Here is a 25374-nt window from a genome sequence, read left to right on the forward strand (position 1 = left end):
ACCGGCAGGGTGGTGGTGGCGGTGTTGGAGTAGCCCGCCTCACCGTTGCCGTTACTCGACCGGACCCGAAACTCGTAACTGTGGCCGTTGACCAGCAGTTTGACGGTGTCACAGGTGCCCTCGACGGGATACGGCAGACGCACCCACTCCCCGCCGGCCGTGACATCCCGGTAGTACACGACATACCCCGTAGCACCAGGCGCCGCATTCCAGCAAAGGCGCACCTGCGCATCACCCGCCGTGGCGGTGAGCCCGGTAGCCGACGGCGGGGTGAGCCCCCGCGCCACGGGGGCTCGCGAGACCTCGTCACCCTTCGGAGGGTCCACCCCGTTCGTGGGCGGGATGGGCACCGGAGCCGCCGTAACACCTGCCGTGTCAGGAGACCTCTCGACGGGCGCGGGCGAGGCGCTTTCGGCATCGGCGACGACCGCTGCGCCGGGGACCGACCGAGGATCGCCGTCGCTCATGCTCCACCAGATCATCGCCGGCACCGCGACAGCCCCCGCCAGCAGAACAGGCCAGGGCCGAAAGGCCCGTCCGGTGCCACCGAACAAGATCAGCGTGGCCCGTCTTGCTCGTATCATCGTCAGCCGGGCCAGACGGCGGCATAGGCTCTCACCTGATGACGACCGTGCGCTTTTCACGCCATGATATTACTGGTGCGCCTTCGCGAGATGCACACCTTCACCATGCTCGTCCGTGCTAGGACGGTGATCGTCGCCGACGGAGGGGCTGGCTGTGTCTTCTGAGTTGAGCGGCGGCGTGGAGTCCGTGGGCCGTGTCGTCGCCGGCCGCTATCGACTTTTGGACAGAATCGGCTCCGGCGCCTATGGGACCGTTTGGCGCGCGATCGATGATCTTCTTGACGTGAGTGTCGCGGTCAAGGAAGTGCGCATCCGGGCGGGCGAGAGCGAGCAGGCGACCGCCGAGCTGATTACGCGGGTGGAACGCGAGGCCAGGGCCGTCGCGAAGTTGCGCGAGCATCCGAACGTGGTCACCATCCTCGACGTGGTCCGCGACGGTGATCTGCCGTGGATCGTCATGGAATGGGTGCCTTCCATATCATTGGCGCAGGTCCTTCACGAGCGAGGCGCACTCAGCCGGGAGGAGACCGCCCGGATCGGGCTGGCCATCCTCGACGCACTTGTCACCGCGCACTCCGCGGGTATCGTCCATCGCGATGTGAAGCCGGCGAACATCCTGATCGGCGACGACGACCGCGTCGTGCTGGTGGACTTCGGCGTGGCCGCCATCGCATCCGATCCGACAATCACCGACGGCCTCATCGGCACGCTCGCCTACATGGCACCGGAGCTGTTCGAGGGGGCGCGGGCCCTGCCGGCAACCGACGTCTTCGCCCTGGGCGTGACGTTGTACTGCGCCATGGAAGGTGCGACACCCTTCACACGGGCAACGGACGCCGCGACGATTGCCGCGGTGCTCCGGGAGAATCCGCGGCCACCGGCCTCGGCCGACCAGCTCACCAGCACGGTTCTGGCGATGCTCGACAAGGACCCGTTGACCCGCATCACCGCGTCCGCGGCGCGCAGCAGACTGGTCGCAGCGGCGGACAGCTCGCGCATCCCCGTCGTCGACCCGACTGCCATCAACCATGACACCAGATCCATCGACCCGATCGGGGCGGTGGACGCGATGCGGACGGAGCCGGTACAGCCGGAACCGGCGCGGCATGGCGAGGCATGGTCGGGGCGGGCCGCCGGTCTCCTGTCCATCCTGGTTTCCGTCGGTGCCGCCGCGGCCCCCTGGACGGCGGAGGTCCTCATCGACCTTCCCGACTGGCTGCGGGCTGTCGCGCTGTTCTGGTCGGCCCTTCTCGGCTGTTGGGCCGTCGCCTTCGCCTACCTGTTCAGCCGCCCTGACTTTCTGTCGATAGGGCCGGCCGGAATCAGTTACCGATGCGCCGGCGAGGACTTCACCCTGACCTGGGAGCAGATTCGTTCGGCCCGCGTCGTCGACGACCACCTGGAGATCGAGCTGGCCGACGGAACGCAGGCGACGCGGTACCGGGAGCGCCGCACACCGCCGAAACCCGCCACCGGATCCACCCTGGTGTTCTGTCGGCTGACGGATCTGCGCGGGGCGTCCGCCGCGGGTATGGAGAGCGCGATCCGCTCCGTATCCGGCACAGCCGGCTGAGTCATCGCTCGAGCTCGACGACGTCGGGCTCATCAAGATCGACGTCGAGGGCCCCGTTCGACTGATCCCACCGGTTGGTCCCGGTCTCCTCCGTTGCCAGCCGCTCGGCTACGATTCGGCGCAGCCCTGTACGACATACCGCCCTGGGCGACTACAAAAAGTGAAAATTCGGCCGATGGTTCGTGGGCCAGTCCGTGGCGGGCCCAGCTGTTCTGACGGGCCCCGCCGCCGGTCGCTGACCCGTACTCGACTGACATCAGGTGATCATGACTGACCCCTCATCGCCAGCTTCGCGTCACGCGACGATGTCCGGGCGGTACCTCGCCGGGCTGGCGACCCGTCTCGCCGACCGTCACCGGAAGGAGACGGCGGTCGTGGCCGTCGCCCGCGGCCACGCCGACCAGCTTCGTGCGCAGCTGGCACAGCGGGACGCCCAGTTGGCGGAGTGCCAGCTGCAGCTTGGGCGCCTCCAGGAGCGGATCGGGGGACTGACCGCAGACCTCGGGCAACGGGATCAGCGAGTCGCCGAGCAGGCCGAGACCATCGGTCAGCTGGAGAAGCGGCTGGAGGTCGCCGAGCAGGCGTTGGGGTTCATCTCCCACGAGGCGCTACCCGCGTTGATCGAGGGCACGCACACGCCCGCGTTGCCGGCGGCCCTCGACGGCAACGCCGACATCGTGGCCCGCTACGACGGCATCGCCGGCCATATCGCCGAGCTGCGCGACACGCTGCGACAGGCACAGGATGCGCTGCGGATCGGTGAACGACGGATCGCCGCCTGGGAGGAGGGCGTGCGATTCGTCATAGACCACCAGCTTCCCGCCCTGGCCACCGGTGATCTGGTTCCCGCACTGCCGGACGCCGCCGGTGACGAGGCGATCGTCGGAGGGCTGGACCGGATCGGCGCGGCCGTCGCGAAGCTGGTGGAGCAGGCCCACGATCGTTTCCGGGACCGCGAGGAGGCCCTGCGGACCGCGACGGTCGGGCTCGCGCGCAACGTGCAGGCCGTGTCCCACCGGGTGCAGGAAGAAGCCACGGCCATGGTGCTGGCGCATCCGACGACACCGGATGTGCTCGAGAGCGGCTACCGCGTGGACCACGCGGCCGCGCAGCAGGCCCGTTACGCGCAGAACCTCGCGGTGCTGTGCGGCGAATCGCCGGGCCAGCAGTGGCAGGAGCCAGTGGCCGCAGCCGACATCGTGACCGCGGCTGCCTCACGGATCATCGCCTATCAGCGGGTGCACGCGTCCGGCGGCCCGGACACCGCGGTTGTCGCTCACGTCGCCGAACCGCTCATCAGCGTCATCGCCGAGCTGTTGGCCAACGCGGCGCAGTCCTCGCCGTCGACGACCGAGGTGCTGGTCGCAATCCGGTCGGTGCAGCGCGGAGTGGTCTACGAGATCGACGACTGTGGCGTGGGCATGGAGGAGTTCCGCCTGAACCGGGCGCGGGAGATCGCCTCGGGACGCCGGCCCGTGCGGGTGGCGGATCTCGGCCAGACGCCGCAGACCGGCCTGGCGGTGGTCGGCGAGTACGTGCGCCGCCACGGGCTGCGGGTCGATCTCAGCGAGTCGGTCTACGGCGGCGTCCGGGCGGTGGTCTTCGTGCCCGACGAGCTGACCGAGCTGTTGACCCCCGCCGCACGCCTTACGCACGGCCACCACCGGACCGGGTCCGCGGCCGTTGGCACTCCCCCGGCACCCGGCGCGGTCTCCCCGCCGGACCCGGCCTCGGTCCCCCCTGGCGACCCGGCCCCGGCCGCGGCGGAGGATCGCCCGTCGAAACCGGTGCTCCCGCGACGCCGATCGCCCCGCCATGCCGTGCTCGCCGAGACGGCCCCGCCGTCCGTCACGCGTCCCGTCACGCCATCCGCGAGCCCGCCCGCACCGCCGCCGTCAGCCGACGAAGCCGGATCGTTCCTCGCGGCGATTCTGGGCGTCTCGCCGGACGCCGCTCCCGGTGGCGAAGTCACTGACCCGGGCGACCGCACCCCGCCCTCGGCCCCACTCACTCCCGCAGAGGAGACGGAATGACCCCCGACGCCATCGGCACTCTCCCCACCGACCACTGGCGCGGGATCGACGCCAACCGCTGGATGGTGGAGGAGATCGAGACGACGCAGGGCGTACGGCACGCGTTCGTCTTCACCGCCGACGGCTTTGTGACCGCCGTCTCCAACGCCCTGGACCGCGACGGCGCCGAGAGGCTCGCCGCCGCGTGCTCGGCCATGGCGTCCCTGGGCAGAGCGGTTGCCGCAGACCACGGTGAGGGCGGCATTCCCAGCCACGTGGTGTACGAGCTCAACGGCGCCAAGCTGATGTTCCGCGGCGCCGGCGAACGCACCTACCTGGGTGTGATCACCGAGGCCGTGATCGACCCGGCGCTCGTCGCCCACCAGATGACCACGACGGTACGCAAGATCGGCGAGAAGTCGTTGAGCTCCGCCGAGCGCCCGCACTAGGCCGTGGTCGACCCCACGGACTACCTCGGCCCGGTTCGACCGTATGTGCTGACCCGTGGCCAGGCGCGCCCCAGCCGCAACACGGTCCGGCCGGAGACCCTGCTGGTGGCGAACTCGGACGCCAGCCTGCCGCCCTCCGCCACGCGTCAGCATCGGTCCCTGGTGCAGCTGTGCAGGGGAATGCTGTCGCTGGCCGAGGCCGCCGCCCACCTGAAAATCCCGGTGAGCGTCGCGGCGGTCATGGTCTCGGACCTGGTCGACAGCGGCCATCTCGCCGTGCGCACGGTGGGAGCCGATCCAGACACCCCGAACCAAGAGCTTCTCGAAAGGGTCCTGAATGGTCTCCGTAGCCTCTGATCACCGCAGGGCTGATCGTGACGAGGCGGACCGGTATGTCTCGCCGACGGTGCGCCAGTCGGTCAAGATTCTGGTCTCGGGCCCGTTCGGCGTCGGCAAGACCTCGTTGATCGACTCGGTGAGCGAGATCGTGCCGCTGCACACCGAAGAACAGATGACCCGGCAGAGCCTGGGGGTCGACTCGCTGACGGGTGTCGAGCGCAAGACGTCGACGACGGTCGCCCTGGATTTCGGTCGGATCACCCTCGGGGACGACATCGTGCTGTATCTCTATGGCACTCCCGGGCAACGACGATTCTGGGACCACTGGGCCGGGCTGGCCGAGGGCGCGATCGGCGCCCTGGTTCTGGTCGACACGCGCAGGCTGGAGGAGAGCTTCGAGGTTCTGGACCAGATGGAACTGAGTGACACGCCCTTCGCCGTGGCTGTGAACGTGTTCCCCGATACGCCGGACCTCCCGCTGGAAGAGGTCGTCGCCGCGCTGGACCTGCCCACCGATACGCCGATGACGTCCTGCCGGGCTCTGGACAGGCAGTCCTCGATCCAAGCGCTGATCACTCTGGTCGAGCACGCGACGGTGTCCCCCCGGCTGACAGGGGCGCATCGATGATTTCCACCCGCGATTCCCTGTCGGACTTCACGGGTCTGACTCCGCTGTCGGAGACCACCACCTGCGCCGACCCACAGGCCTCCTACCGGGTGCTGCGGGAGCGGTGGGGGCAGGTCGCACCGGTGGAGCTCGAACCCGGTGTACCGGCCTGGCTGGTCATGGGCTATTCCGAGATTCTTCACGTGGTGCGCAACGAGCGCCTGTTCGCCCGCAATCCCTCGCACTGGCGGCTGCTGTCCGACGGTGTCGTGCGCCAGGACTCCGGGCTGGGACCGATGATGTTCCCGCGGGACAACGCCTACTTCGCGGACGGAGCACGGCATCGCCGGCTGCGGGCCCCACTCGACGAGGGCATCGCGGGCATGGACCAGCACGCCCTCCGGCGCTCGCTGCAGGCGACCTGCCGAGAGCTGATCGGCGGGTTCGCGAAACGCGGCGAGGCCGACCTGGTCACCGAGTACGCGTCGGTCATTCCCATGCTGGCGGTCTCCAGCCTGTTCGGAATCTCCACCGAGCACGGCCATCAGCTGCGGGCCGGCCTGATCGCCCTGTTCGGCAGCGGCGAGGACTCGCAGGAGGGCAACCGCACCTTCGAACGCATCCTGACCGAGGTCATGCAGTCGCACGCGGCCAGCCCGGCCGAGGACCTCACCACCGCCTTCCTGTCGCACCCGAACCTGCACGACAGCGACGAGGTCGTGCAGTCCATCGTTCTGATGATCTCGGCCGGCTACGAGACGACGACCTCGTGGATCGCGCAGACCATCCGGATGATGCTCACCGACCCTCGGTTCGCCGGGCGCCTGCACGGCGGCCGTCTGGGCGTGGACGACGCGCTCGACGAGGTGCTGTTCCGCGATCCACCCATGGCCAACATGCCCGCCCGGTACGCGCTCGCCGACACCGAGCTCGCCGGGCAGCCCATCCGTGCGGGCGACGCCCTGATCCTCGGCCTGGCCGCGGCCAACGCCGACGCGCGCATGCACACCGACGACCCCTGGCTGGAGACCGGCAACCGTTCGCACCTGGCGTTCTCCGCCGGACCGCACACCTGCCCGGCCCTGGACCCCAGCCGTCTGATCACCCGCACAGCCGTCACGACCGTTCTGACAGAACTGCACGACCTCACCCTGGCCATTCGTCCGGATGAGATCGAGCTGTTGCCCTCGCCGTGGACCCGCTGCCCGGCAAGCCTTCCAGTGCGTTTCGCCGCATCCGACGTGCCCATCGTTGAGCAGGAGGTCTCGCATGGCTGACTCCACCGCCATCCCGCTGGTTCCCCTGGACCCCTTCGGCGCCGATCACCACGGCGAACAGCGCCGGCTGCGGGAGGCGGGTCCGGTGGTGCGGGCCGAGCTGCCCGGCGGCATCCGCGTGTGGGTGGTCACCGACCACGCCCTGCTCGCCGACCTGGTGGCGGACGAGCGGGTGAGCAAGAACTGGCGGAACTGGAGCGCCATCCAGGACGGGACGATCACCGACGACTGGCCGCTGATCGGCATGATCAAGGTGACCAACATGGTGACCAGCGACGGCGTCACGCACTCCCGCCTGCGCCGACCGGTGACCCGGGTGTTCACCCGCGGCCGGGTGGAACAGCTCCGTCCCCGCGTCGACCAGATCGTCGCCGAGCTGCTGGACGGGCTCCCCTCCCAGGCCGGCCCCGACGGATCGGTGGATCTGCGGTCGCATTACGCCTACCCGGTGCCGATGCAGGTGATCTGCGAGCTGCTGGGCGTCCCGCGGGAGTGGCGCGCCGAGCTCCGCCGGCTTGTCGACAGCATCTTCCGCACGGATACCAGCAGCGAGGAGGCCGTGGCCACCGAGCGGCAGCGGCTGGCCCTGCTCGCCGAGCTGGTGCGGCTGCGTGGCGACGAGCCCGGTGAGGACCTCACCAGTGCGTTGATCAAGCTGCGTGAGGAGGACGAGGAGGCGCTGACCACCGAGGAGCTCGTCGACACCATCTGGCTGCTGCTCACCGCCGGCCACGAGACCACGCTGAGTCTCATCACCAACGGCGTACGCGCCTTGCTCACGCATCCGGACCAGAAGGCCATCGCCGTCGCCGGTGACGCCTCGACCTGGTCCAGTGTGGTCGAGGAGGTGCTGCGCTGGGACGCGCCGATCGGGAACTTCCCCGCCCGCTACCCGCTCGAGGATGTCACGATCGCGGGCGTCACGATCGCGAAGGGCGACGCGATTCTCGCCGCGTACAGCGGTGTCGGGCGGGACCCCCGCCAGTACGGCGCCGACGCCGACCAGTTCGACGTCACCCGCGCCCCCCAGCGGCATCTGTCCTTCGGCGGCGGACCGCACCTGTGCCTGGGCGCGCACCTGGCGCGACTGGAGGCAGGCGTCGCCCTGCCCGCTCTGTTCGCCCGGTACCCGGACCTGCGCCTGGCGGCCGACCCCGCGACCCTGCCGCCGGTTCCGTCCTTCTTCTCCAACAGCGCCGCCGCGCTGCCGGTCCAGCTCGGTCAGGCCGCCGTGGCCCCGCCCTTCGTTCCCTGAGAGACGCTCGGGGCCGTCACGTGAGCCGGCCGAGGCGCGCGTTGCTCCCATCCGCTCGACGCCGCCATCGCCGCCGGCCGCCTACCCGGGGGGAGCCCCGCTTGTCACAACGGGGTCACTCTCGCGGCTCGGTCGCCGGGGACGTCCCGCCGCCGCGGCCGGGCTACGACGACTGGCCCTCGGTGGAGGTCGGCGTGTCGCCCTGCCGTTGCTGTGGTGGGGCCGTGGTGGCAGTGGCGGTGGCGGCCGGGGCGGATTTCACGCCGTTGAGGCGCGCCAGGTAGGCGTTGTAGGCGTCGAGCTGCTCGTCGACCCCTGTCGTGTCGACCCGCCGCTCGCGGTTGCGGGCGCGGCGCTCGTCGGTGCGGGCCCACTGCACCGCGAGCACGAGCATCACGATCAGGGTCGGGACCTCGCCGAACGACCACGCGATGCCACCGGCGGTGCCCTGGTCGTCCAGCGGGCTGTCGCCCCACGGCCGGACGAGGACGTCGTACCAGCCGCTGCCCAGGACCGTCGTCGTACTCATCATCGTCAGCCCGAGGAAGGCGTGGAACGGGATGACCGCGACCAGCATGAGCACCCGCCCCGGATGCGGTGGGCGTTTCGGCAGCGGGTCGACGCCGATCAGCACCTCGAAGAAGTAGAAGCCCGTCATGAGGAAATGGGCGTTCATGAAGAGGTGGCCGAGGTGGTTGTTCATCAGGTCACTGAGCAACGAGCTCAGGTAGATCACGTAAAGGCTGCCGGCGAAGTTCGCCGTCACGAACAGCGGGTGGGTCAGGATCCGGGCCGGCCAGGAATGCAGGGCGGCGACCAGCCATTCCCGCGGTCCGCTGCGGTAGGGCGCGGGCGCGGTCCGCAGCGCCCGCAGCGCGAGGGTGATCGGCGCGCCGAGAACCAGCGGTATCGGCGCCAGCATGGTGAGGATCATGTGCTGGGCCATGTGCACGCTGAGCAGCACCGGCCCGTAGCGCCCGAGTCCGCTGGACGTCACCACGACGACCAGCAGGAGCCCGCCGAGGAACCCGATGGTGCGCCCGACCGGCCACCGGTCGCCCCGGCGCGTCAGCCGGATCACGCCGGCGATGTAGAGCCCGGCGGCGAGCACGCACAGCCCGATGAACACCCAGTCGGGACGCCAGTCGGCCAGCAGCCGCCACGGGGTCGGCGCCGGCGGCATCGGGTAGCCCAGCAGTGCCTCGGTGGCGTCCTTCGGCACCGCCGCGTCGTTGACCGGGGTCGACGTCCGGGAGAGGGCGGCGGCCAGGCCGAACGTCGCCGCCAGGACGCAGCTCTCGATCAGCGCGAGCCGGCGGAACAGCTGACGGCGGGCCAACTGTCCGCCCTCGGCCGCGGCACCGGCCGCGGCTTTGGCCCTGCTCCCGGCACTGGCCTCTGCACCGGCCCCGGCTTTGGCCTCGGTTTCGCTGTCAGCCGCGCCTGTGCTCCCCGCCTCGGCGGTGGCTTCGCTCCCACCCTCGGCGGTGGCTTCGCTGCCTGAGTCGGCGGTGGCCGCGGTGGCGATGACCCGGCGGCGGGTCAGGCCACCGAGGGCCACCGCGGCCAGCAGGCCGGCGACCTTGCCGAGGACCATCAGGCCGTACCGGTCGTCGAACAGCGGGCCGAAGCCGCCGAGACGGATCGCGGCGCTGGCGATCCCGCCGACGGCGGTGAACGCGGCGGCGCCGGCGGCGACCCGGGAGTAGCGACGCAGGGCGGCGGTGAACGGGGCGTCCGCCACCGTTCGCATGGTCAGCAGCGCCAGCAGGCCGCCCAGCCAGACAACCGCCGCCAGGATGTGCACGCCGAGCGCGACGACGGCCAGCGCGTGCTGCGACGACCCGGCGGCGTGGCCGGTGAAGACCGGCGGGAGCAGCGCGACGCCGGCCAGCGCCAGCAGCCAGCCGGCGGCGACCGTCGACATCAGCGTCGGCGCGATCAGCACGATGACCAGCGCGCCCGCGGCCACGCCGACCAGGGCCCTGCCCTGCGACGTCGCGCTCACGAACGAGCGCAGCGCGGACGGGTCGAGGACGTCGCCGGCCGGCCGGGCGGAGATGTCGGAGGCGGTGAAGACGAGCTCCGCCAGCGTCGCGGCCAGCCAGACCGCGGCGGCGAGGGCGGCGGCGCGGGCATGCCTGCGGGCGGCGGCACCGAGCCGGCCGTCCCTGGACGGAATGAGGACCGCCGCGGCCAGCAGCCAGCCGACCACGCCGACCGAGGCGATCTCCCCCACGACCCGGGAGAGCGGCAGGCCCCAGTGGGTGAGCGACCCGGCGTCCGGCAGACCCGGCAGGGTCGCCACCGTGGGGTTGGTGGCTACCGTCACCAGGACCGCGATCAGCGCAAGCAGGGCGCCCAGGGCGAGCAGCGGAGCGGTCATCGGACGACTACTCCCGCTTCCGTCGCCGGAACACCACGTACGCGCCGCCCAGGGCGACCAGTGCGGCTATGAGGAGGCCGATGATCCACCAGTCCTCGCCCTCCTTCGGGGGAGCCGGTTGCGCCGGCGGTGTCGTGGCGGCGGCCCCCGCGGCCACCGACGTCGACGCGGGTGCGGACGCCGGTGCGGACGCGGAGGCCGATGCGCTCGTGGCCGGCCCTGCGGTCGCCGTCGCGGTCGTGCTCGCGGCCGGGCCGGCGGCGGTGGCCGTGAAGGAGAACTCACCGGTGATCGGGTGGCCGTCGGCGGAGACCACGCGCCACGTTACGTGGTATTCGCCGGGTGTGGCGCCGCGCAGCGGCACCGTCAGGGTTGTCTCGATGACCTGCGGCGGGCCGGTCTGCAGGGTCCGGCCGTCGCTGCCGGTCACCACGACCGTCGCGTAGTCCGTCCAGACGGGTTCGTTGAAGACGAGGGAGATCCGGTCGGGCGGTGCGCTGACGGTGGAGCCGTCGCCTGGCTCCGTGCGCAGCACCGTCGAGTGCGCCCACGCGGCGCGAGGCGCCGCCAGCAGGGCTGCGAGGACCAGCAGGAGCAGCGCGGCCAGTGCCGCGGGTGCCGGGCGGGAAGCCGGGGCGAACGATCCTCGTTGCACCGGGCAGAGTCTACGTTCTACCAGCGGTAGAAGGACGGACGGTACGACCGCCGGGCGCCCGCGCCGCCGGCGACCGACGGCCCCGACGGCCCCGACGAGCCCTCAGCCCACGCCGAACCCGGCCGGTGCGGCCCGCAGCGCGCCCAGCAGGCGTTCCAGCCGCCCCCGCGGCGTCTCCACCAGGGTCAACGTCAGGACGTCCTGCTCGGCCTCGCCCACCAGGGCGCGGACGACGGCCCGGGCCTCGTTCTTCGACAGTGCTCGCCCGTCCCGCGCCGCGACGCGGATGACACCTTCGCGCAGGACGTTCCCGATCCGGCCGTGGGCACGTTCCAGCAACCATCGGGCGAGGAGATCGCCGCTGACGGTCCCCTCGGGGTCGATCAACGCCGCCTCGACGGTCACGTGCTGCGCACCGCCCGACGAGGGCGACGACGGCGGGAAGCTCAGCCGGTATTTCGAGGCCAGCAGATCCGTGAGCTGGGCGCGGGCGGCCGGGGTGGAGACATCGGGATGGTCCGCCGGCACCAGGAACCGAACGTGCGTCCCGGTCACGGCCAGCAGCCCACGCAGGAGCAACGGCCCTGGATCCGCGGTGAGGTCGACCTCGAAGGCCGCATCGGCGTCGAGATCGCGCAGATAGTCCGAACCGGCGAAAAGCACCCGTAGCCCCAGTCGGCGGGCTCCCGGCGGCCCGGCCGTCTCGCCGATCACCGTGGCCGGCCTGGATGCACTCGAAGGCGGCGATGCGGGTGATGCGGGTGATGCGGGTGATGCGGACGGCGCGGAGGCCCGGGTCGCCGCGGAACCGCCGTCTCCAGCGGCCCGGTCCGCGCCGGCGGCGCTTTCCACCGACTGGCGGCCGTGGGTGTAGATGCGGGTTCCGAAACCTTCGGACACCCGGTCGAGGACCTTCCAGGTCCGGCTGGTCGGCGCGCACACGTACAGGTCACTCGCGCTGCCCACCGCCTGCGCCCCGTGGTAGCGGTTGAAGGCCGGGAGAATTGTCTCGAAAACAACGCCGAGCTGCTGTGCGGACTGCTGGACCTGAAATCCCAGCATCGGATGGAGGCGGCTGTGCCCGTAGGCGACGACCACCACGCCGTTCACCTTGTCCCGCAGGCCCGAAAGGCCGCGCCCCAGAAACAGCCCGACACCATCCGGCGTGTACGGAGGGTCGGTGAAGACGAGATCCGCCCATTCCCGCGCCGCGGGCGGGAGCATGAATCGCAGATCACCGAAAAGGGTACGGATCGGGAGGCCTTCCGAACGGGCTGTCGCGTCGATGTACGCAAGGGTCCGTTCGTCGAGGTCGACCACGGTGATGTCGGCCCGCGGGCAGACCCGGGCCAGCGCGACCGAGGTCAGATCATGGTCGCCGACGAACAGCACCCGCCGACCGGCGAGATCGTAGGTGGAGCACAGCCAGCTCGCGCGGCGGGCCAGGGTCGGCGCCGTGGCGGCGACATGGTCGAGGTCACGGCGCGGAGCGGGCGCCCCCTCGATCAGCTCGGCCAGCGCCCGCACCCGCGCGGCGGACTCGGGATCCGCCGCGGGGCCGACGCCGTCGGTGGCGTCGAAGCCTTCGGCGGGGCCGAGGCCCGCGGCCCGCGCGGTGCCGGCCGGTTGGTCGTCGGCTGGCGCGGCCAGCTCGCCCAACCCGAAGAATTCGCGGTACCGGGCGGTGAGCTCCGGTCGGATGCGCAGCCCTTCGGGACTTTCTTCGAGGTCGCCCCCAATACTGCGCAGAAGGTCCTCCACAGCCCTTCGCGGGGTTGCCGTCAGGGCGATGAGCGCCTCGATCGGCTGGCTGCCCCGGGTCAACAGCGAGAGAATTTCGCGGAGCGGTCGCGAACGCACACCGAAGCCGCCGACAAAGGCCGCGACAGCATCCACCGTGGACTTTTCGCCGGTCATGTCGACAGTCATATCATTCGAGGGGGCAACCGTGGTCAGGTCGGTCCCGGGCACGCGGGAGGTCCCGACGTCCGCCACCGTTCGGACATCCACTGCCCCGACGCCCACCTGGCCGGCGTCCCGCGGGCGGGAGCAGGTGGCCAGGCCCCGGGTGGTCGTGCTCGGCGGTGGCTTCGCCGGGCTGCGCCTGCTGCGCCGGCTCGAGGCGCTGCTGCCCGCCGACCGGGCCGAGCTGATCGTGATCTCCCCGGTGGATCACCTGCTGTACACCTCGCTGGTACCGCAGGTCTGTGCCAGCACCGTCGAGCCCCGCCATCTCGCCGTGTCGCTGCCCGCCGTGCTGCGGCGGACCCTGCTGTGTCTCGGTGACGCGGTCGCGGCCGACCTGGCGGCACCGGCCGATGCGCAGGCCCCGGCTGGCCTGTCAGCCCCGGATGGCGGCCTCGCAGCCTCGGCTGGCCTCGCAGCCCCGGCCGCGATGGCAGCCCCGGCCGCGACAGCTGCCGGAGTCGGCCGGCGGACGGTGACCGTGCGTGCCGCCGACGGGTCGACCCGGGCGATCACCTGGGACCGGCTGGTCATCGCCGCCGGTTCGGTGACGGCGACACCGGACGTACCGGGGCTCGCCGAGCATGCCCTGGGCCTGAAGAACCTCGACGAGGCCGTGGCGCTGCGTGACCACGTGTTGTCCCGGCTGGAGCTCGCCGACGCCACCGACGACCCGCGCCGCCGCGGCGCGCTGTGCACGTTCGTCGTGGTCGGCGGCGGCTACACCGGCACGGAGCTGGCCGCGCAGATGGCGGCGTTCACCCGACGGGCCGCGGCGGCCTACCGACGCCTGCGGCCGGCGGACGTCCGGTGGCTGCTGGTGGACCACTCCCCCCGGCTGCTGCACGATCTCGCGCCGGCACTCGGCCGGCGCGCGGCACGGGTGCTGTCCCGGCGCGGGATCGAGCTGCGCCTGGGCACCTCGGCCGTGCGGATCGGCCCGGACTCGCTCACCCTCGCCGAGGGCGGGTCCAGCGTCCGCCGGCACACCCAGGTCGCGACCCACACCGTCGTATGGTGCGCCGGTGTGTGCGCCAGCCCGCTCGCCGCGGCGCTCGGCCTGCCGACCGAGCACGGCCGGATCGTGACCGACGAGTTCTTCCGGGTGCCGTCGGTCGAAGATGTCTTCGCCCTCGGTGACATCGCCGCGGTGCCGGACTCGGCCCGCGGCGGTGCGCCCGCCGGTCAGACCGCCCAGCACGCCGTCCGCCAGGGCGCGGCGGCGGCCCGCAACGTCGCGGCGTCGCTCGGCGTCGGGTCGCCGCGCCCCTACCGACATCGTGACCTGGGCTTCGTCGTGGATCTCGGTGGCCGTGACGCGGTGGCGAACCCTTTCGGTGTCACGCTGAGCGGGCCACCCGCGGCCCTGCTGACCCGCGGCTACCATCTGGCGTCACTCCCGGCGACCGCGAACCGAATGCGGGTGGCGACCGACTGGCTGCTCAACGCCGCCTTCGGCCAGGAGATCACCCACTACGTTCCGTCCGGCACGCAGCAGGAGACGATCGCCACCGCCGAACACACCGGGATCTACCGCACGCCGAAGAGTTGAGGATTCTCGTCGTGCCGGCTCACGTCGCCGGGGATCCCACACCGTCACGCAGCACTAGCAATTCATCCCAAGAGCGACAAAAGGTGCGGCCGATGTCGCCACCGATCGAAGATCATGCAATTTTGGTTGTCCCGACGACCGAAATCCTCAACTCTTGTCTGGTCGCAACGGTTATCCGGAGTGAAGCCCGAGCTCACCGCTGGAAGATCACGGGATTTTGGTCGTCCTGGCGACCACGATCCTCAACTCTTACCCGGCAGAAGCCACAGCAGCCATTGCAGCCACAGCCCGAAGCCCGAAGCCCGGGACCTTGCTGACAGGGTTGGCCTCAGGCTAGGGCGCCGCGCCCTGGTGTGCGGCGGGCTCGTGGCCGGCGGCCTTGCCAGTGGCGGCACCGACGGCGGCGGCACCGAAGGCGGCGCGGTCGAGACGGCGGCGGATGAAGATCCAGGCGATCTCCAGGAGCAGCCCGGCCCCGGCGGCGATCGCCACCCCCGTCCACGGCCCGGTGGTGCCCACCAGCGACAGCTGGAAGAACTCCTGGCCGAACGGCACCACCAGCACCAGCGCGAACGCCCCCGCCATCACGGCGACCAGCAGGATCCGCCACCACGTGTACGGACGAGCCACGATCGCCAGCGCCCACAGCGCCACCAGGAACAGCGTCAGGGTCGCCATGGACGTCTCGGCGTCCAGATCGTCGTAGATCGAACGGCCGACGAAGTAGGAGATCAGGGTCGCCGTCCCGGCGATGATCCCGGCCGGCAGCGCGAACGACAGGACCCGGCCGACGAAGTCCGGGCGGGCCCGTTCCGCGTTCGGGGCCAGGGCCAGGAAGAACGCGGGAATGCCGATCGTCAGGGAGCCCAGCAGCGTCAGATGCCGGGGCAGGAACGGATACGGCACCTGGGTGATCACGACGACGATCGCGAGCAGCACCGAGTAGACCGTCTTGGTCAGGAAGAGGTTCGCGACCCGCTCGATGTTGCCGATGACCCGCCGCCCCTCCCCCACGACCGAGGGCAGGGTGGCGAAGCTGTTGTTCAGCAGGACGATCTGCGCGACCGCCCGGGTCGCCTGGCTGCCGGAGCCCATCGAAACGCCGATGTCGGCGTCCTTGAGCGCCAGCACGTCGTTGACGCCGTCACCGGTCATCGCGACGGCATGCCCTCGGGACTGCAGGGCGGCGACCATCTCCCGTTTCTGGTTCGGGCTGACCCGCCCGAAGATCGAATGGGTCTCCAGGACGTCCGCCAGGGCGTCGCGGTCCTCGGGAAGGGTCCGGGCGTCCACGGGGTCGTCCGCGCCGGGCAGGCCGAGCGTGCGGGCGACGGCACCGACGGACAGCGCGTTGTCCCCGGAGATGACCTTCGCGGCGACCCCCTGCTCGGCGAAGTAGCGCAGCGTGTCCGACGCCTCGGGGCGCAGCCGCTGCGCGATGACGACCAGCGCCACCGGCGTGGTGCGGTCGGGAACGCCGCCGGGGTCGTCGGCCGCCGCGGCGAGGTCGTCGCCGAACCGGGCCAGCAGCAGCACTCGCAGGCCCCGCGCGCCGAACTCGTCGACCTCGGCCAGCGCCGGGTGGCCGGCGGGCAGCAGGACGTCCGGTGCGCCGATGAGCCAGGCGGTCACCGCGCCGGCGGGGTCGGCGATCGCCGCGCCGCTCCACTTGCGCGCCGAGGAGAACGGCACCTCGCCGCGGACGGACCAGCCGTCCTGGGCGGGGTAGGAATCGATGATGGCCTGCATGCTCGGGTTGGGCCGCCTGTCCGCGGCTCCGAGCGCGCCGAGCACGGCGCCGACCGTCGCACGCGTCACCGCGGCGCCCGTGGCCGGCGCATCCGACGTCGTTGCCTCCGTGGCCGGCGCGTCCGTGGCCGGCGCGTCCGTCGTGGTCGCGTCCGAGGGCGTCGGGCCGGCGTCGACGAGGCGCAGCTCGGCGACGTCCATCGCCGCCTCGGTGAGGGTTCCGGTCTTGTCGAGGCAGACGACGTCGACCCGGGCCAGCCCCTCGATCGCCGGGAGCTCCTGAACGAGGCACTGCCGGCGCCCGAGGCGCACCACGCCGACGGCGAACGCGACGGAGGTGAGCAGCACGAGTCCCTCGGGCACCATCGGGACGAGCCCGGCGACCATCCGCCGGATCCCCTCCGCCAGATCGTCGTCGTTCACCGTGATCTGGCTGATGACCAGCGCGATCCCGGTGGGAATGATCATCCAGGTGACGACCCGCAGGATCGTGTTGATGCCGTTGCGGAGCTGGGAGTTGACCAGGGTGAAGCGGCTCGCCTCCTCGGCGAGCTGCGCGGCGTAGGCGGCCCGGCCGACCCGGGTCGCGCGGAACGCACCCGTGCCCGCCACCACGAAGCTGCCGGACATCACCTGGTCACCGGGCTGCTTGTGGACGGGGTCCGCCTCACCGGTGAGCAGCGACTCGTCGACCTCGAGGCTGCCCGCCTCCAGCACGAGACCGTCCACCGCGATCTTGTCGCCCGAACCGAGCTCGATCACGTCGTCGAGCACGATCTCGGCCGCCGCCAGCTCCGCGGCGACGCCGTCGCGGCGCACGAGCGGCCGTGCCTCCCCGACGACGGCGAGCTGGTCCAGGGTCCGCTTCGCGCGGATCTCCTGGATGACGCCGATCAGCGTGTTGGCGATGATCACGCCACCGAACAGCGCGTCCTGGATCGGGCCCACGATCGCGATGAACACGAAGAGCACACCGATGATCGCGTTGATCCGGGTGAGGACGTTCGCCCGGATGATCTCGCCGACCGACCGGCTGGACCGGACCGGAACGTCGTTGACCCGGCCGTCCGCGACCCGCTCCGCGACCTCGGCGGCGTTCAGCCCCCGCGCGGAGAGCTCCGCGCCGCCACCGGCGCCACCAGCGCCGTCGGCGTCACCGCCGGTCGCCCCGTCCGGCTCCTCGGCCCCGTCACCGGCGGCGGTGGGCCCGGTGGAGTCGGGCGACGTGGCCACTGGGCGGTCCATCAGCTACCTCCGGAGGGGACTGGTCGGCGCTCAGGCTAAGCGGGTGCCCCCGCCGACCCCACCGTATTGGACGCCCCACCGACGCCACTCGCCCACTCATCGCGACGAACCCGTTCATCGCGACGATGCGGCCCGACCAGTCGACGCCCAACCGGCCGGCACTCGACCGGCCCGCCCGTCCAGGTGCCGGAGGGCGCATCGCTGGGAGGCCAGGCGATACCAGCCAAAGCCGAAGGCCAATCAAGCTGCCGGGATGGCCTCGGTCCGTCCGGCGAGCACGAGGGCCAGGAGCAGCAGCCCCAGGCCGACTCGGTAGGCGACGAAGGGCGCGAAGTCGTTCCCGCCCACGTATCGCAGGAACCAGGCGATCGCCGCGTACCCGACGAGGAACGCCACCACGCTCGCACCCGCCAGCGGGCCCCAGGCCACGGTGGACGTCGGTTGCCTCGCCTCACGGTAGAGCCGGTGCAGCCCGAACGCCCCCGACACCGCGACCGCGGGGACGGCGAGCAGGAAGGAGAAACGCGACGCGGCCTCACGCGAGTACCGCAGCACCAGCCCGCCGCCGATGGTCGCGCCGGACCGTGACACTCCGGGAATCAGCGCGGTGGCCTGCGCCAGCCCGATCAGCAGACCGTCGCGGGCGGACAGCTCGGCCAGGGGCTTGCGGGCACCGGGCCGGCGATCCGCCCACCGGTCCGCGGCGCCGAGCAGCAGGCCGACGCCGGCCAGGGCGCCGGACATCAGCCGCAGGTCACGCAGCCGGCCCTTCACCACATCCTCGAAGAGGTAGCCGCAGGCTCCGATGGGAACGGTGCCGAACGCGATCAGCCAGGCGAGCCGGGCGTCGGCGGCCTGAGCCTCGGCACCGCGGGCGTCCGCCCCGGTGCTGCCCGCCGACAGGGGCAGCGATCCGAACCAGGCGCGACCGAGGCGGGCTATGTCCGAACGCAGGTAGACGATCACCGCCGCCGCCGTGCCGATCTGGGTCACGGCGGTGAAGGCCGCGCCGGGGTCGTCCCAGCCGGCCAGCGCCGCCACGACCCGCAGATGCGCGCTCGACGAGACCGGCAGAAACTCGGTGAGTCCCTGGACCAGCCCGAGGATCGTGCCTTCGGTCCAGTTCACCGCGAGGTCCCGTGCATGGACACGACGTTATCGGTGCGCCGTCGCCGTCGCGCGCGTGCGCTGGGCCACGTAGCTTCCCGCGGCGAGCGCGACCGCGATCGGCCACTCGATCGCCTCGACCGCCGCGAGTGTCCCCAGCCCGATGTAGTACGCCGTCATCTTCGCCGAGGGGATCGGGACGGGCCCGAGGTGGCGCCCGTCGTCCTTCGGCGGCGGCGCCATCTCCAGCCGGGCGGTGACGTAGGGCAGATGCAGCACCACCACCCGCTCGTCGTGGTTCGGCCGACGGCCGCGCACCGCGGACCCGATGGCGCTGCCCACCGCGCTCCCGATCGTGTTCGCGGCGGACCCCGCCGGCCCGGACCCCACCGAGGCGACGGAAACGATCCTGGACGCGACCGACCGCGGGAAGCCGGCCGTCACCGACGCGGGACGCGCGGCGCGGGCGGCACCGGCCGACGTCCGCGCCTTCGCGGTGCTCCGGCTCCGGGGGGCGGTCGTGCGCGTCGTCGCCGTGAGGGAGGGCGTGGCACGGGACGTCGTGGCACGAGTCGTCGCGGTTCGCGCCGGCGCGGTACGGCTCGACGTCGCCCGGGGTGCCGTCGCTCGGGTCGTTGTGGACCGGGACGTCGTGGACCGGGAGGCGGAACCTCCGGGAGCGGAGGCAGCGGAGGCGGATCGCCGCTTCGCAAGCGCCTCGGTAGCGGCGGTTTTCCCTGTCGGGGAGGCAGTCGAGCTACCTGTCGACGCCGTCATGGGCTGGGCCGGGCTCCCACCGACGCGCGCCGCGGGCACCGTCTTCGCGCCACCCGATGTCGCCTTCGCCGGGCCCGAGGGCACCCCGGTGCCGGTCGTCGCCCCGGGAGCGCTGGCCGCCTTGGCCTTGGTCGCCTTGGTCCCCTTGGTCTTGGCGGCGGAGGACTTGGCAGGCACGGGCTTGCCGGCCGACGCCTTGCCCGACGCCGATTTGGCAGCCGCGGGCTTGGTAGCGGCTGGCTTGGCGGTCGACGCCCTGTTGTCGGACGCCTTGGCGGACTCGGGCCTGGCGGTCGACGACTTGCTGGCCGACGACCTGGCAGCCGCGGGCTTCACGGTCGAGGTGGTCCCGGCAGCCGAGGTCTCCTTGGGCACCGCCACCGCCTCGGAAGCGCTGGTCGACTTCGAGGCGCTGGCGGGCTTCGAGGTACCGGCCGGCTTCGAGGTGCTCGGGGGAACCTGCTCGGCGCCGTTGGTCGACCCGGCTGCCCCGGCGGCCTTCTTCGTCTCCGCGCTGGACGTCGCCGCGGACCCGCCGGGCGCAGGTGCGGCCGGAGCCACGGCGGTCGGAGCGGTGAAGGTCGGCATCGGACCGGGCCGGTGCGCGAGGCCGCCCACGACGCCCGCACCGTTACTGGACGCGCTGGTCTCCGATGAACTGGTCGCCATGGGGCCGTTCCCTCCGTCGTGCGCCATGAAGCAACGAGCCCGAACAGCTCATTGTCACTGAGCGTATATTACTCGTGACTCCAGTGACGGGCGGTAGCCGTCTCGCCGGGCGCGCGCAGCCACGCGGCCCAACCGCCACTCCCGGCGACGATCCCGGAACATCAACGCCCAGATCGGACGCTGCCCCCAAGCCTGGCGCGACAAACCGTTCCATCCACGGATCACGGCGAAAACGAGGAAGAGCCGACCCCTGGACACCGTCGACCGCATCAACCGTTTCGACGACAGGAGAAGATTTACGCAGAAATCACGCGGCGCCACCGGATCATCCCTCGGGGGTGACTGGAAGCAGCACGACCTGTCGCCACCTAGAATGCCCCGACCGCCTCGACAAAACGTAGTCTGCTGATTACGGCATACCCGGCCTGGTAAAGCGGGGAAAGGCTGTGGCCGGGTTCACGGAGGTCCTTCTCGGCCGCCTCGGCGTATCGGCGCCCGCCGTAGGTCAGCGCCCTGAACACGATGCGGCCCGCCGCCGGTGCCGGCGCTCGCTCGCCGTCCGCCTCGAAGCTGGTCAGGTGTGCTTCCGTCACCTGCAGGAAGCGGCGGGTGGCGGCGACCACCGCGCTGTGGGCACCGCCCCCGACCGCACCGCCGCCAGCACTCGCGTACAGGCTCGTGGTGCCGTCGGCCAACGAGACGACCGTTACCGTTCCCTCCGCGGCGCCGATTTCCATCAGCGCACCCCACACAATCGTGCCAGCCGTGTGACGGAGCATTCCCTCAACGACCGGATCGAGCGTAAGAACCCCCTCACGGAGCCGGTGGAACAATGCCGCACCGTTGTCTGAACGACGAAGCCCACTCGCAACGATCATCGTCCAAATCGTAGTGGCGAACTCCGGATCCGTCCTCGGCAAGAGGAAATATCGGCGAAGAGGATCAGTGCTGACTACACTTTCGGTGGTCCAGGTTGGCGACATCCGGACCAACTCGGGACCATAACTACCGACTGATGCGGACCGAGCAGATATCGGTCACGCCCCCGGCTCAGCTGTCGGTCACCGCGGCACGGCGACGCCAGGTCGGCGGCTCGCCCGCACGCTCCGCGACCACGCCGCGGCGCTCCAAAGCGCGCAGGTGCGCCAGCGCCTCGGCCACGGCGCTGCGTTTCATGAAGCCCTCGATCTCGTCCCAGGGCCGTGACCACTCCATCCGGCTCGCGACCTCCCAGGCGGTCGCCGGGCCATCGTCCAACGTGGCCAGCACCTCGCCGAAGCGCTGGTCGTGATGCCTGCGCAGCTGCGCGACCCGGTCCGACAGGCCGTCGAAGCGGTATTCGTGCGCGGGGAGCGTGGCCTCGGCGGGCAGGGCGTCGACCTTGTCCAGGGAGCGCAGGTAGTCCCCCAGCGGATCATCCCCGACCGCGGCGCCGAACGGGATGTTCGGCGTGATGCGGGGCAGCACGTGATCGCCGGAGAGCAGCAGCCGGTTGGCCGGCTCCCAGAAGCACAGATGCCCCGGGGAGTGCCCCGGTGTCCAGACGGCCCGCAGGTCCCAGCCGGGGACGTCCGGGCGGTCGCCGTCGTCGAGCAGGATGTCCGGGCTGGCAGCGACCGGGAACGGACCGGGTGGCAGCTTCTCGGCGGTGAACGCGCGCATGGCGCTCGGCGGTGCGCCCGCGCGCAGCATCTCCGCGTTGAGGTTCCGGAACAGATCCGCCGGTTCGAGCGGGTGCGCGCGCAGCAGCGCGGCGTCCGCGGGATGCAACGCGATCCAGGCCCCGGACGCCTCCCGCAGCCGCCCGGCGAGTCCGTAGTGGTCAGGATGCATGTGGGTGGGCATGATGCCGCGCAGATCCGTGACGGAGTATCCGGCGACGGCCAGCCCCGCCTCGACGGCGGCGAAGGCCGCGTCGGTGTCCCAGCCGGAGTCGATCACGTAGGCACCGCGATCGGTCTCGAACAGATACATGAAGACGTGGGTCAGCCCGGCGGTCGGCAGCGGGACCGGGATGCTCCACAGACCTGGCCGGAGCCGTTCCACCGGGGGCAGTTGCGGGCCCGACGGACGCGCCACCCCGGTCACGCGCTGATCACACTGGTACGACGGTCAGCTTCCCTCATCCGCTCACGCCTCCACTGCGCTGCGCGTTCGCGGGCGGCTCGACCGGTGCCCCACAGGAGCCAGGGCCACGCACCGCGCACTCACGGTCACCGGCGCTGTCACGATCACCCGGCCAACCAGGGCCCACGCGGTCGACGCCAGCAGGACGCGACGACATTATTCGATATATCTTTACTACTAATCGAACGGTAGCCCAAACAGACCGCCGGTGCAGAAGGCGGGATGGCCGGTCATCCGCCCGACCAAAGTTTCGCGATCTCGGTCCGATGGCGTGCCGCCCACCGCGGCACCGACGCGCCCGGGCCCGTCGGTGGCTCGTCGAACCAGCCGAACACCTCCCAGCCGATCACCTCGGTGAAGACATCCCGCCCTCGGCCCACCTCGCCGAGGGCCACCAGGTCCAGCGCAAGCTGCAGAGCCGCATCCAGGGTCTGAGGGTGCTCGTAGCCGAGCTGTCGCCGAGCCCAGGCCAGTACCCGCTCGTGGAGCACACGGGCCTCGCACGGCAGACCGAGACCACGCAGAGCAACCCCCAGGACGAGTGCGGTGGCCTGGGTGTCCAGGTGGTCGGTGCCACACCGGCGGGCCCGCCGATCATGGGTGTCCCGAAGCAGGACGTCAGCCTCCGCGAACTCCCCGAGCCGGGTCAGGATGTCGCCGAGGCCGTGCGCTGACCGCAACGTGTCGGGATCGTCCGGGCCGAACCGGTCGCGCTGGCGGCCAAGCGTGTCCCGGTACAGCCGCACCGCCTCGCCGCGGTCACCGATCTCGCCGTGTGCGCGGGCAAGGCTGCTCGCCACGACGAGCACCTCGCGATGCTCCGGGCCAAGTGTCCGCAGCCGGCGGCTGTACGCCTGCGTCAGAAGTATCTGCGCCGTCACCACCGCGGCCGTCACAGCTGGTGCTGCTGGCCCTGCTGCTGGTGCTGGCCCTGCTGCTGGTGCTGGCCCTGCCGACGGCGCCGGCGCGCCACCGAAGCCGGTTTCGGTGGCGTGGCCGCCGTCCACGCCAAGGCCGTCCAGCAGGATCGAGGCCTCGACCACAGCGGCGCTGAGCACATCCGGGTGATCCGGCCCGAGGTCGCGGGCCCAGCGGCATCGCACGGGCCCGCTCAGCCCGCGGCCGTCGTCGTACCGCCCCGAGCGATGCAGAAAACCCACGACGAGCAACGTCAGCCGACGGATCTCCGCGCTTTCCGCCTCGGCCCCGGCCGGGCCGGCCGTGTCCATCCAGGCCGAGACGGCACGTACGTGCGGCTCGAGCCGCGTGAGGTCGGACCGGTGACCCGCCTCAGCGCCGTCGTGAAGATCGCGGCCGGCCAGGGTGAGCAGCCGCAGCGCGCCGCGCAGCGCTCGGCGCCGCCGTTCCTCGCCCCCGAGCCCTGCCCGGAGCCATTTCCGCACCAGCGGGTGCACCCGGATCCCGGCCTCGTCGCGCCAGACCAGCCCGAGCCGGAGCAGCTCACCGCCGATCACGTCGACGCCGTCGGCGACCACGAGAGGAAACGGGGCGGTCGCGAGGAAGGCCAGCCCGTCCAGGATCTCCGCCGTGGCCGGACTGTCACGTTCCAGCCAGGCGCGGCTGGTGGCCACGATCCTGGGCAGACCGCTGCCACCGGAGGCCTCGTTCGCAGCCTCAGCCGCCCCAGCCCCCTCAGCCGCCCCAGCCCTCTCGGCCGCCTCAGCCCTCTCGGCCGCCTCGGCCGTCCCGGGCGCGTGCCACTCGTCGAGCAGACGCAGGTAGGCCGCGATCGGCAGCCCGGTGCCGGCCAGGAAGCGACCGGCCTGCGCGAGCGCGAGCGGCAGATCCCCGACGGTGGCCGCGAGCAGGGCCGCCTCCGCTTCACCGGCCCGGGTGTCATGTAGCCGCAGCAACCGGATCGAATCGGCCCGATCGAGGTCACCGAGCTCCACCAGGGTCGGCATGAGCCGGCCGATCTCGGGCGCGCGGCCGATCATGATGACGTGCCCCGTGTCGGGCGGTGCGGCGATACCCAGGTCCAGCGGCGAGTCGACGTCGTCGTAGATCAGCAGCCAGTCCGCGCGCCGGGCCAGCTCGGCCCAGAGCTCCCTCAGCACGGTGGTACCCGGCCCTGTCACGGCCGGCACGAGGATCGTGGCCAGGCCCAACAGACATGACTCGGCCCGCGCCGGGGTCTGCGCGTCCACCCACCACACCAGGCGGTAGCAACCGTGGTGGCGATGGGCGTACTCGACGGCCAGCTCGGTGCGGCCGACTCCGCCGGCCTCGTCCGCCCCGGCGGCGCAGACAATGCCGACGCCGCGTGCTCCCATGGCGGCGTCGGGCGGAGCAGCCCCGCGCAGCGCCCGATGGATGCGGACGAGCTCGTCGTCCCGCCCCACGAAATGCGGATCGCGTTGCCGCACGTTCCACACCGGCGGCAGCCGGCCCGAATCGCTGGCCCCCGGCATCGTCTCTGGCGCCGTCAAGATGTTCGCCCGTCTTTCAACACCGACAATGAGGCTTTTCCGTCTCACGGTGCGCGGCCGGGGACGCCATCGGCCCTGACCGGCGACGGAAAAGGACCAATCCACCACAACATGCGCGTTGCCGCTCCCCACATCCGATCGTTTCGTGGCGCGTGGCACCGGTAGCGGAACCCGGCCGCGGGGACGGCACCGCGTGCGGAGTCCCATTACCCAACGCCTCGAACGACACTCCTCCTTCCCCGACACAGCCGGCACAGGATGAAAGCCGGCAGCAGCCGGGCCGGTGTTCCTGGCCGGACTCCCCCACAGGCCTGCGAATGGTAAGGCTGGTCGTCCCGGAAATCCCGTCATGAACACGGGTACCGGGCCGGCGGGATTCGCGGGCCGCCGGACGTGGGCACGATGGGGCCGCAGCGTCATCCGCCGCACGCTGGACAGCCGGCCGCGAGGGACCGGCCCGATACCCGGACCAGAACCCGGGCCCTCCTTGGCCAGCTCACGGAACGTGCGAGTTGACGGCCACGGTCACCCGGCGCGGAGATCCGAGTCACCGTCAGTCCACCGATCCGGCGTCGATGCCACCCGGGTCGGGACTC

19 protein-coding genes are annotated in these 25374 nt (G+C 71.6%); 9 read left to right on the forward strand and 10 right to left on the reverse strand.

Annotation, left to right across the window (positions count from 1 at the left end):
• The coding region (locus AWX74_RS00005) for a fibronectin type III domain-containing protein (protein ID WP_207550222.1) at positions 1 to 350 on the reverse strand (350 nt) is incomplete at its 3' end.
• Positions 351 to 771: 421 nt separating this feature from the next.
• On the opposite strand from AWX74_RS00005, the gene AWX74_RS00010 reads away from it, so the two are divergent.
• The 7 genes from AWX74_RS00010 (at position 772) to AWX74_RS00040 (ending at position 8096) form a co-directional block, all read left to right on the forward strand.
• Positions 772 to 2157 carry a serine/threonine-protein kinase gene (locus tag AWX74_RS00010; RefSeq protein ID WP_242666036.1) on the forward strand — a complete coding sequence of 462 codons (1386 nt, stop codon included), beginning with the start codon at positions 772 to 774 and terminating at the stop codon, positions 2155 to 2157.
• A gap of 266 nt (positions 2158 to 2423) precedes the next feature.
• Positions 2424 to 4190, forward strand: coding sequence for an ATP-binding protein (locus tag AWX74_RS00015; RefSeq protein WP_226930746.1), 1767 nt, complete (start codon positions 2424 to 2426; stop codon positions 4188 to 4190).
• The gene (locus AWX74_RS00020; RefSeq protein ID WP_091270263.1) at positions 4187 to 4618 is read left to right on the forward strand and encodes a roadblock/LC7 domain-containing protein; all 432 of its coding nucleotides are present in this window, start codon (positions 4187 to 4189) and stop codon (positions 4616 to 4618) included. Before AWX74_RS00015 ends, AWX74_RS00020 begins: the two co-directional genes overlap by 4 nt.
• A gap of 45 nt (positions 4619 to 4663) precedes the next feature.
• Positions 4664 to 4975, forward strand: coding sequence for a DUF742 domain-containing protein (locus AWX74_RS00025; RefSeq protein WP_242666037.1), 312 nt, complete (start codon positions 4664 to 4666; stop codon positions 4973 to 4975).
• On the forward strand, positions 4956 to 5585 hold the full coding sequence (locus AWX74_RS00030; RefSeq protein ID WP_091270265.1) for a GTP-binding protein: 630 nt from the start codon (positions 4956 to 4958) through the stop codon (positions 5583 to 5585). The genes AWX74_RS00025 and AWX74_RS00030 overlap by 20 nt, the downstream gene beginning before the upstream one ends.
• Positions 5582 to 6841 carry a cytochrome P450 gene (locus AWX74_RS00035; protein ID WP_091270267.1) on the forward strand — a complete coding sequence of 420 codons (1260 nt, stop codon included), beginning with the start codon at positions 5582 to 5584 and terminating at the stop codon, positions 6839 to 6841. The genes AWX74_RS00030 and AWX74_RS00035 overlap by 4 nt, the downstream gene beginning before the upstream one ends.
• Complete coding sequence (locus AWX74_RS00040; RefSeq protein ID WP_091270268.1) at positions 6834 to 8096, forward strand: cytochrome P450 family protein; 1263 nt, start codon at positions 6834 to 6836, stop codon at positions 8094 to 8096. The genes AWX74_RS00035 and AWX74_RS00040 overlap by 8 nt, the downstream gene beginning before the upstream one ends.
• 163 nt (positions 8097 to 8259) lie before the next feature.
• Here the strand turns inward: AWX74_RS00040 and AWX74_RS00045 are convergent, their stop codons facing one another.
• The 3 genes from AWX74_RS00045 to AWX74_RS00055 form a co-directional block, all read right to left on the reverse strand.
• The gene (locus AWX74_RS00045) at positions 8260 to 10482 is read right to left on the reverse strand and encodes a bifunctional copper resistance protein CopD/cytochrome c oxidase assembly protein (protein ID WP_091270269.1); all 2223 of its coding nucleotides are present in this window, start codon (positions 10480 to 10482) and stop codon (positions 8260 to 8262) included.
• A 7-nt stretch (positions 10483 to 10489) separates the two neighbouring features.
• A complete protein-coding gene (locus tag AWX74_RS00050; protein ID WP_165615408.1) occupies positions 10490 to 11137 on the reverse strand; it encodes a copper resistance CopC family protein in 648 nt (215 codons plus the stop codon).
• 102 nt (positions 11138 to 11239) lie between these two features.
• Positions 11240 to 13054: a bis-aminopropyl spermidine synthase family protein gene (locus tag AWX74_RS00055; protein WP_226930745.1), complete on the reverse strand. Its 1815-nt coding sequence runs from the start codon at positions 13052 to 13054 to the stop codon at positions 11240 to 11242.
• A gap of 136 nt (positions 13055 to 13190) precedes the next feature.
• Here AWX74_RS00055 and AWX74_RS00060 point away from each other — a divergent pair, with 136 nt between their 5' ends.
• A complete protein-coding gene (locus AWX74_RS00060) occupies positions 13191 to 14654 on the forward strand; it encodes an NAD(P)/FAD-dependent oxidoreductase (protein WP_091270274.1) in 1464 nt (487 codons plus the stop codon).
• Between the two features lie 333 nt (positions 14655 to 14987).
• On the opposite strand, the gene AWX74_RS00065 is transcribed toward AWX74_RS00060, so the two are convergent.
• The 3 genes from AWX74_RS00065 to AWX74_RS00075 form a co-directional block, all read right to left on the reverse strand.
• Positions 14988 to 17648 (reverse strand): cation-translocating P-type ATPase, encoded by a 2661-nt coding sequence (locus AWX74_RS00065; RefSeq protein ID WP_091270277.1) that lies wholly within the window; start codon positions 17646 to 17648, stop codon positions 14988 to 14990.
• A gap of 240 nt (positions 17649 to 17888) precedes the next feature.
• Positions 17889 to 18776, reverse strand: a complete 888-nt coding sequence (locus AWX74_RS00070; protein ID WP_091270280.1) for an undecaprenyl-diphosphate phosphatase — start codon at positions 18774 to 18776, stop codon at positions 17889 to 17891.
• Positions 18777 to 18803: 27 nt separating this feature from the next.
• Positions 18804 to 19097 (reverse strand): hypothetical protein, encoded by a 294-nt coding sequence (locus tag AWX74_RS00075; protein WP_091270282.1) that lies wholly within the window; start codon positions 19095 to 19097, stop codon positions 18804 to 18806.
• On the opposite strand from AWX74_RS00075, the gene AWX74_RS00080 reads away from it, so the two are divergent.
• Entirely contained in the window at positions 19084 to 20262 is a 1179-nt protein-coding gene (locus AWX74_RS00080) for a hypothetical protein (protein ID WP_131799366.1), read from the forward strand. The two genes, AWX74_RS00075 and AWX74_RS00080, sit on opposite strands and share 14 nt — an antisense overlap.
• A gap of 307 nt (positions 20263 to 20569) precedes the next feature.
• Here AWX74_RS00080 and AWX74_RS00085 read toward each other — a convergent pair whose 3' ends face one another.
• The 3 genes from AWX74_RS00085 to AWX74_RS00095 all read right to left on the reverse strand — a co-directional run bounded on the left by AWX74_RS00085 (position 20570) and on the right by AWX74_RS00095 (position 24778).
• Positions 20570 to 20938, reverse strand: a complete 369-nt coding sequence (locus AWX74_RS00085) for a hypothetical protein (RefSeq protein WP_226930744.1) — start codon at positions 20936 to 20938, stop codon at positions 20570 to 20572.
• 313 nt (positions 20939 to 21251) lie between these two features.
• Positions 21252 to 22289: an MBL fold metallo-hydrolase gene (locus tag AWX74_RS00090; RefSeq protein WP_165615410.1), complete on the reverse strand. Its 1038-nt coding sequence runs from the start codon at positions 22287 to 22289 to the stop codon at positions 21252 to 21254.
• Positions 22290 to 22558: 269 nt separating this feature from the next.
• Positions 22559 to 24778 carry a tetratricopeptide repeat protein gene (locus AWX74_RS00095; protein WP_131799367.1) on the reverse strand — a complete coding sequence of 740 codons (2220 nt, stop codon included), beginning with the start codon at positions 24776 to 24778 and terminating at the stop codon, positions 22559 to 22561.
• Positions 24779 to 25374: the final 596 nt, after the last annotated feature.

The sequence above is a fragment of the Parafrankia irregularis genome, from assembly GCF_001536285.1.
Lineage (GTDB): Bacteria > Actinomycetota > Actinomycetes > Frankiales > Frankiaceae > Parafrankia > Parafrankia irregularis.